Annotated in this window: 1 protein-coding gene; it reads right to left on the bottom strand. The window is 70.8% G+C overall.

Annotation, left to right across the window (positions count from 1 at the left end):
• Positions 1-57: 57 nt before the first annotated feature.
• Positions 58-202: pantoate--beta-alanine ligase (locus G3I40_RS25225; protein ID WP_164304402.1), on the bottom strand; the 145-nt coding region annotated here is incomplete at its 5' end.

Below are 202 nucleotides of genomic sequence, written 5' to 3'. Positions count from 1 at the left end.
GGGGGCGGGCGCTGAGCGCACTGCCGGAGACGGGCGGGCGTATACCGGTGGAGGTCATCAGCGGGCTCCAAAGGTCAGTGGCAGGTTGTCGATCAGCCGGGTCGTGCCCACGCGGGCGGCGACGGCGAGGACGGCCTCGCCTGCGAAGTCGTCGCGTACGTCGGTGAAGTCGGCCGGGTCGATCAGGGCCAGGTAGTCCAGT

Origin of the sequence: Streptomyces sp. SID14478 (genome assembly GCF_010548525.1) — a bacterium.
Lineage (GTDB): Bacteria > Actinomycetota > Actinomycetes > Streptomycetales > Streptomycetaceae > Streptomyces.
Note: the sequence above shows the minus strand (reverse complement) of the source record. Positions and strands in the feature narration are given on the sequence as shown.